Annotated in this window: 15 protein-coding genes; all 15 read left to right on the top strand. The window is 61.5% G+C overall.

What is annotated here, in order from left to right; all coding sequences use genetic code 11:
- Positions 1-224: EF-Tu C-terminal domain-related protein (locus NKI88_RS21725; RefSeq protein ID WP_502902439.1), on the top strand; the 224-nt coding region annotated here is incomplete at its 5' end.
- Positions 225-293: 69 nt separating this feature from the next.
- Positions 294-602 carry a 30S ribosomal protein S10 gene (gene rpsJ, locus NKI88_RS21720; RefSeq protein WP_010909272.1) on the top strand — a complete coding sequence of 103 codons (309 nt, stop codon included), beginning with the start codon at positions 294-296 and terminating at the stop codon, positions 600-602.
- Positions 603-663: 61 nt separating this feature from the next.
- A complete protein-coding gene (gene rplC, locus NKI88_RS21715) occupies positions 664-1,392 on the top strand; it encodes a 50S ribosomal protein L3 (protein WP_023691244.1) in 729 nt (242 codons plus the stop codon).
- The gene (gene rplD, locus NKI88_RS21710; protein ID WP_023672750.1) at positions 1,392-2,012 is read left to right on the top strand and encodes a 50S ribosomal protein L4; all 621 of its coding nucleotides are present in this window, start codon (positions 1,392-1,394) and stop codon (positions 2,010-2,012) included. Before rplC ends, rplD begins: the two co-directional genes overlap by 1 nt.
- Positions 2,009-2,302, top strand: coding sequence for a 50S ribosomal protein L23 (locus tag NKI88_RS21705; RefSeq protein ID WP_023672751.1), 294 nt, complete (start codon positions 2,009-2,011; stop codon positions 2,300-2,302). Before rplD ends, NKI88_RS21705 begins: the two co-directional genes overlap by 4 nt.
- Positions 2,303-2,324: 22 nt before the next feature.
- Positions 2,325-3,158 carry a 50S ribosomal protein L2 gene (gene rplB, locus NKI88_RS21700; protein WP_023706515.1) on the top strand — a complete coding sequence of 278 codons (834 nt, stop codon included), beginning with the start codon at positions 2,325-2,327 and terminating at the stop codon, positions 3,156-3,158.
- A 16-nt stretch (positions 3,159-3,174) separates the two neighbouring features.
- The gene (gene rpsS, locus NKI88_RS21695) at positions 3,175-3,453 is read left to right on the top strand and encodes a 30S ribosomal protein S19 (RefSeq protein ID WP_006205463.1); all 279 of its coding nucleotides are present in this window, start codon (positions 3,175-3,177) and stop codon (positions 3,451-3,453) included.
- 2 nt (positions 3,454-3,455) lie between these two features.
- A complete protein-coding gene (rplV, locus tag NKI88_RS21690; RefSeq protein WP_006205462.1) occupies positions 3,456-3,845 on the top strand; it encodes a 50S ribosomal protein L22 in 390 nt (129 codons plus the stop codon).
- A complete protein-coding gene (rpsC, locus tag NKI88_RS21685) occupies positions 3,845-4,570 on the top strand; it encodes a 30S ribosomal protein S3 (protein WP_023672753.1) in 726 nt (241 codons plus the stop codon). The genes rplV and rpsC overlap by 1 nt, the downstream gene beginning before the upstream one ends.
- Before the next feature lie 25 nt (positions 4,571-4,595).
- On the top strand, positions 4,596-5,009 hold the full coding sequence (gene rplP, locus NKI88_RS21680) for a 50S ribosomal protein L16 (RefSeq protein ID WP_006205460.1): 414 nt from the start codon (positions 4,596-4,598) through the stop codon (positions 5,007-5,009).
- Positions 5,010-5,022: 13 nt separating this feature from the next.
- On the top strand, positions 5,023-5,223 hold the full coding sequence (gene rpmC / locus NKI88_RS21675; RefSeq protein ID WP_006205459.1) for a 50S ribosomal protein L29: 201 nt from the start codon (positions 5,023-5,025) through the stop codon (positions 5,221-5,223).
- A gap of 11 nt (positions 5,224-5,234) precedes the next feature.
- Positions 5,235-5,474 carry a 30S ribosomal protein S17 gene (gene rpsQ, locus NKI88_RS21670; protein WP_010909280.1) on the top strand — a complete coding sequence of 80 codons (240 nt, stop codon included), beginning with the start codon at positions 5,235-5,237 and terminating at the stop codon, positions 5,472-5,474.
- A 72-nt stretch (positions 5,475-5,546) separates the two neighbouring features.
- A complete protein-coding gene (rplN, locus tag NKI88_RS21665; protein WP_006205457.1) occupies positions 5,547-5,915 on the top strand; it encodes a 50S ribosomal protein L14 in 369 nt (122 codons plus the stop codon).
- A 12-nt stretch (positions 5,916-5,927) separates the two neighbouring features.
- Positions 5,928-6,242 carry a 50S ribosomal protein L24 gene (gene rplX / locus NKI88_RS21660; RefSeq protein WP_013531428.1) on the top strand — a complete coding sequence of 105 codons (315 nt, stop codon included), beginning with the start codon at positions 5,928-5,930 and terminating at the stop codon, positions 6,240-6,242.
- Entirely contained in the window at positions 6,235-6,834 is a 600-nt protein-coding gene (rplE, locus tag NKI88_RS21655) for a 50S ribosomal protein L5 (RefSeq protein ID WP_023672755.1), read from the top strand. The genes rplX and rplE overlap by 8 nt, the downstream gene beginning before the upstream one ends.
- The last annotated feature ends 22 nt before the right edge of the window (positions 6,835-6,856 follow it).

Genomic DNA, 6,856 nt, shown 5'->3' with positions numbered 1-6,856 from the left:
CGCCGTTCTTCACCAACTACCGTCCGCAGTTCTACTTCCGCACGACCGACGTGACCGGCATCGTGTCGCTGCCGGAAGGCACGGAAATGGTTATGCCCGGCGACAACATCACGGTCGATGTCGAGCTGATCGTGCCGATCGCCATGGAAGAGAAGCTGCGCTTCGCCATCCGTGAAGGCGGCCGCACCGTCGGTGCCGGCATCGTCGTCACCATCAAAGAGTAATTTGGACTTAAACCGATCTGTCGCGGGCGCAGGATTTGCCCGCGCCGCGCCAGAACAAGGAAGTGACGCATGAACGGACAGAATATCCGCATCCGCCTGAAGGCGTTTGATCACCGCGTGCTCGACGCCTCGACGAAAGAAATCGTGTCGACGGCCAAGCGCACCGGAGCAAACGTCCGCGGCCCCATTCCGCTGCCGACGCGGATCGAAAAGTTCACGGTCAACCGGTCGCCTCACGTCGACAAGAAGAGCCGCGAGCAGTTCGAGATGCGCACGCACAAGCGTCTGCTCGACATCGTCGATCCGACCCCGCAGACGGTCGATGCTTTGATGAAGCTCGATCTGGCCGCCGGTGTCGACGTCGAGATCAAGCTCTAAGGGAATGAGAGCGCGGTAAGGGGCGGTGCCCCTGGCCCGGAACTCTAAAGGAATTGAACCGATGCGTTCAGGTGTGATTGCAAAGAAGGTGGGAATGACCCGCATCTATAATGATGCCGGGGAACATGTTCCCGTCACCGTTCTCCAGATGGAGAACTGCCAGGTCGTGGCTCAGCGCACGCAGGAGAAGAACGGCTATACGGCCGTCCAGCTCGGCGTTGGCCTTGCCAAGGTAAAGAACACGTCGAAGGCGATGCGCGGCCATTTCGCGACCGCTTCCGTCGAGCCGAAGGCGAAGGTCGCCGAGTTCCGCGTCTCCGCCGACAACATGATCGATGTCGGCGCCGAGATCACCGTCGAGCACTTCGTCGCCGGCCAGAAGGTCGATGTGACGGGCACGACGATCGGCAAGGGTTTCCAGGGCGTCATCAAGCGCCACCACATGGGTGGTGGCCGCGCGACGCACGGTAACTCGGTTTCGCACCGTACGCACGGTTCGACCGGCCAGCGTCAGGATCCGGGCAAAGTGTTCAAGGGCAAGCATATGGCTGGCCACATGGGCGACACCCGCGTCACCACACAGAATGTCGAGATCGTTTCGACCGACGCCGATCGCGGCCTGATCCTGATCCGCGGTGCGGTTCCCGGATCGAAGGGCGCCTGGATCCTGGTCCGCGATGCGGCCAAGGTGGCACTGCCGGCCAATGCGCCGAAGCCTGCCGCGATCCGCCCGGTTGCTGCAGCTAGCGCTGCCACGAACGAGGCTCCGGCCGCAGAGGGAGCAGAATAATGGATCTCAAGATCACAACGCTTGGCGGCAAGGACGCCGGCAAGGTGAAACTCTCCGAGGAGATTTTCGGCCTTGATCCGCGCGAGGACATCCTGCAGCGCGTCGTGCGCTGGCAGCTGGCCAAGCGCCAGCAGGGCACGCACAAGGCCAAGGGCCGCGCCGAAATCGCGCGCACCGGCGCCAAGATGTACAAGCAGAAGGGTACGGGCCGCGCCCGTCACCATTCGGCACGCGCTCCGCAGTTCCGCGGCGGCGGCAAGGCCCACGGCCCGGTCGTTCGCAGCCACGAGCACGATCTGCCGAAGAAGGTGCGCGCTCTGGGCTTGCGGCATGCTCTCTCGGCCAAGGCCAAGAGCGCGTCGATCATCATCATCGACGAGCTGAAGCTGACCGAGGCCAAGACGAAGGCGCTGATCGCGAATTTCGCGACGCTGGGCCTGACCAACGCCTTGGTGATTGGCGGTGCCGAGCTTGACCAGAACTTCAAGCTGGCGGCGACCAACATCCCGAACATCGACGTGCTGCCCATCCAGGGCATCAACGTCTACGACATTCTGCGCCGCGGCACGCTGGTCCTTTCGAAGGCCGCCGTCGAGGCTCTCGAGGAGCGCTTTAAATGACCGACCTCCGTCATTACGACGTGATCGTCTCGCCGGCGATCACCGAAAAGTCGACCATGGCTTCCGAGAACAACCAGGTTGTTTTCAACGTCGCCAAGAAGGCGTCGAAGCCGGAAATCAAGGCCGCTGTCGAAGCGCTGTTTGGCGTCAAGGTTACGGCCGTGAACACGCTTGTCCGCAAGGGCAAGATCAAGCGCTTCCGCGGCACGATCGGCCGCCAGAGCGACGTCAAGAAGGCGATCGTGACACTGGCCGACGGCCAGTCGATCGACGTCGCGACGGGTCTCTGAGCTAGGCCGCGAGGACAGAAACATGGCACTTAAAAAATTCAACCCGGTAACGCCGAGCACCCGCCAGTTGGTCATCGTCGACCGTTCGGGCCTCTACAAGGGCAAGCCCGTCAAGGGCCTGACCGAAGGCCTGACCAAGTCGGGCGGCCGCAACAATCACGGCCGTATCACGGCCCGCTTCATCGGCGGCGGTCACAAGCGTTCGTACCGCATTATCGACTTCAAGCGCCGCAAGTTCGACGTCGTCGGCACGGTCGAGCGCATTGAATACGATCCGAACCGCACCGCCTTCATCGCGCTGATCAAGTATGACGATGGCGAGCTGTCCTACATCATCGCTCCGCAGCGCCTTGCCGCCGGCGACAAGATCGTGGCCGGTGAATCGGTCGACGTGAAGCCGGGCAATGCGATGCCGCTGGCCTCGATGCCGGTCGGCACGATCGTCCATAACATCGAGCTGAAGCCGGGCAAGGGCGCCCAGGTTGCCCGCTCGGCAGGTGGCTACGGCCAGCTGGTCGGTCGCGATCAGGGCATGGCGATCCTGCGCCTCAACTCGGGCGAGCAGCGTGTCGTTCACGGCTCCTGCATGGCCACCGTCGGCGCCGTGTCGAACCCCGACCACGGCAACATCAACGACGGCAAGGCCGGCCGCACGGTCTGGCGCGGCAAGCGCCCGCACAATCGCGGCGTGACCATGAACCCGGTCGACCATCCGCATGGCGGTGGTGAAGGCCGCACCTCCGGTGGCCGTCATCCGGTCAGCCCGTGGGGCAAGCCGACCAAGGGCAAGAAGACGCGGTCCAACAAGGCGACCGACAAGTTCATCCTGCGCTCGCGCCATCAGCGCAAGAGCTAAGAAGAGGTAACGCCAAGTGACTCGTTCTATTTGGAAAGGCCCCTTCATCGACGGCTACCTTCTCAAGAAGGTGGACAAGGTTCGTGAAGGTGGTCGCAATGAGGTGATCAAGATGTGGAGCCGTCGCTCCACCATCCTGCCGCAGTTCGTCGGCTTCACCTTCGGTGTCTACAACGGCCAGAAGCATGTTCCCGTCTCGGTGAACGAGGACATGGTCGGTCACAAGTTCGGTGAATTCGCTCCGACCCGGACCTATTACGGTCACGGCGCGGATAAGAAGGCGAAGAGGAAATAATCATGGGCAAGGCCAAAGCTCCGCGCAGGCTTGCTGACAACGAAGCGCGCGCCGTTCTGCGCACGATCCGTATCAGCCCGCAGAAGCTGAACCTGGTTGCCGCGCTGATCCGCGGCAAGAAGGTCGCGACAGCGCTTTCCGATCTCGAATTCTCGGCCAAGCGGATTTCCGGCACGGTCAAGAAGACGCTGGAATCGGCGATCGCCAACGCGGAAAACAACCACGACCTCGACGTCGATGCGCTGATCGTGGCGGAAGCCTATGTCGGCAAGTCGATCGTCATGAAGCGGTTCCATGCTCGTGGCCGCGGTCGCGCCAGCCGTATAGAAAAGCCGTTCTCGCACCTCACGATCGTCGTTCGTGAAGTCGAAGAAAAAGGGGAGGCCGCATAATGGGTCAGAAAGTCAATCCGATCGGTCTGCGCCTCGGCATCAACCGCACCTGGGATTCGCGCTGGTTCGCGAACACCGGCGAGTACGGCAAGCTGCTGCATGAGGACATCAAGATCCGCAAATATCTTGAAAAGGAACTCAAGCAGGCTGCGATTTCCAAGGTCGTGATCGAGCGCCCGCACAAGAAGTGCCGCGTCACCATCCATGCGGCGCGCCCGGGCCTGATCATCGGCAAGAAGGGCGCCGACATCGAAAAGCTTCGCAAGAAGCTGATGGAGATGACGAAGTCCGAGACGCACTTGAACATCGTTGAAGTGCGCAAGCCGGAAATCGACGCAACCCTGGTCGCCCAGTCGATCGCCCAGCAGCTCGAGCGTCGTATCGCGTTCCGCCGCGCCATGAAGCGCGCCGTTCAGTCGGCCATGCGCCTGGGCGCCGAAGGCATCCGCATCAACTGCGCCGGCCGTCTCGGCGGCGCCGAGATTGCACGCATGGAATGGTACCGCGAAGGCCGCGTGCCGCTGCATACGCTGCGCGCCGATGTCGACTATGGCACGGCCGAAGCGCATACGGCTTACGGCATCTGCGGCGTCAAGGTCTGGGTGTTCAAGGGCGAAATCCTCGAGCACGATCCGATGGCTTCGGAGCGTCGCGCGACCGAGGGTGATGCTGCGCATGGCGGTGGTGGTGATCGCGAACGCGGTCGTCGTCGCGAAAACGCCTGATTATTAGGAATTTGGAGTTAGAACGATGCTGCAGCCAAAGCGCACAAAGTTCCGCAAGCAGTTCAAGGGCCGTATCCATGGTACCGCAAAGGGCGGCACCAACCTGGATTTCGGTGGTTTCGGGCTGAAGGCGCTTGAGCCGAACCGCGTCACCGCGCGTGAGATCGAAGCGGCCCGCCGCGCGATCACTCGTGAGATGAAGCGTGCCGGCCGCGTGTGGATCCGTATTTTCCCCGATGTGCCGGTGACGTCGAAGCCGACTGAAGTGCGCATGGGCAAGGGCAAGGGCGCTGTCGATTACTGGGCGGCGCGCGTAAAGCCGGGCCGCATCATGTTCGAGATCGACGGCGTCAACGAAGAAACCGCCCGTGAGGCGCTGCGTCTCGGCGCGGCCAAGCTCTCGGTCAGGACGCGCTTCGTACAGCGCATCGCAGAATAAGGACGGGCTGATCATGAAAGCCGAAGACATCCGGACCAAGACCCAGGACCAGCTGACCGACGATCTGGCCAGCCTGAAGAAGGAGCAGTTCAACCTGCGCTTCCAGAAGGCCACCGGCCAGCTCGAGAAGACCGCGCGCGTGCGGCAGGTTCGCAAGGACATTGCGCGTATCAAGACCATCGCTGCGGAAAAGTCCGCGGCCAAGAAGGCTTAAGGACGAAAATCATGCCAAAGCGCATTCTGCAGGGCACTGTCGTCAGCGACAAGAACGAGAAGACGGTAGTCGTCAAGGTCGAACGGCGCTTCACGCATCCCGTGATGAAGAAGACCGTGCGCATGACCAAGAAGTACAAGGCGCACGACGAGAACAACGCCCACAAGGTCGGCGATCAGGTGTTCATCCAGGAATCGAAGCCGATTTCCAAGGACAAGCGCTGGATCGTCGTGTCTTCGGACCAGGCGTAACAAACCGAATTTTGGACAGACCGGGGAGGGGCTTTGAGCCCGTCCCGTTAGAAGAGAAGAAGGCGGCCAGTCATGATTCAGATGCAAACAAACCTCGACGTCGCGGATAATTCAGGCGCCCGTCGTGTCATGTGCATCAAGGTGCTGGGCGGCTCGAAGCGGAAATACGCTTCCGTAGGCGACATCATCGTGGTGTCGATCAAGGAAGCCATTCCGCGCGGCCGCGTTAAGAAGGGCGATGTGATGAAGGCGGTCGTGGTTCGCACGGCCAAGGACATCCGCCGCCCGGACGGCAGCGTGATCCGTTTCGACAAGAACGCGGCCGTTCTCGTCGACAACAAGAAAGAGCCGATCGGCACGCGTATCTTCGGACCGGTTCCGCGCGAACTCCGCGCCAAGAACCACATGAAGATCATCTCGCTCGCGCCTGAAGTGCTGTAAGGAGCCGGACCAATGCAAAAGATTAGAAAAGGCGACAAGGTCGTCGTGCTGGCCGGCAAGGACAAGGGCCGTTCGGGCGAAGTCCTCTCGGTTCAGCCGAAGGAAGACACCGCGCTGGTGCGCGGCGTCAACATGATCCGTCGTCACCAGAAGCAGTCCCAGTCCCAAGAGGGCGGGATCATCACCAAGGAAGCGCCGATCCAGCTGTCGAACATCGCGCTCGCCGACCCCAAGGATGGCAAGCCGACCCGCGTCGGCTTCATCTTCCAGAAGGACGGCAAGAAGGTGCGCGTCGCCAAGCGCTCGGGAGAAGTCATCAATGGCTAAGGCTCAAACCACGAAGCCCAAGGCTGAAAGCAAGCAGTCCAAGGCCCAGAACACGCCGCGCCTCAAGCAGGTCTACAACGAGACCATCCGCAAGGCGCTGCAGGAGCAGTTCGGCTACGAGAACGAGATGCAGGTTCCGCGCATCGACAAGATCGTGCTGAACATGGGCGTCGGCGAAGCGACCGCGGATTCGAAGAAGCCTTCGATCGCGGCCGAAGACCTGGCGATGATCGCCGGCCAGAAGGCCGTCGTCACCCGCGCCCGTAATTCGATCGCCGGCTTCAAGGTCCGCGAGAAGATGCCGATCGGCGCCAAGGTCACGCTGCGCAAGGAACGCATGTACGAGTTCCTCGACCGTCTCGTGAACATCGCACTGCCGCGCGTCCGCGACTTTCGCGGACTGAATCCGAAGAGCTTCGATGGCCGTGGCAACTACGCCATGGGCATCAAGGAACACATCGTGTTCCCGGAGATCAACTACGACAAGGTTGATCAGATCTGGGGCATGGACGTCATCGTTTGTACGACTGCGAAGACGGACGACGAAGCCAGGGCATTGCTCAAGGCCTTCAACTTCCCCTTCCGCCAGTAACGGCAGCGAGAAAAGGAAAAAT

This window comes from Mesorhizobium sp. M0317 (assembly GCF_040321555.1).
GTDB lineage: Bacteria > Pseudomonadota > Alphaproteobacteria > Rhizobiales > Rhizobiaceae > Mesorhizobium.
This window is presented reverse-complemented; position numbering and strand designations above follow the sequence as displayed.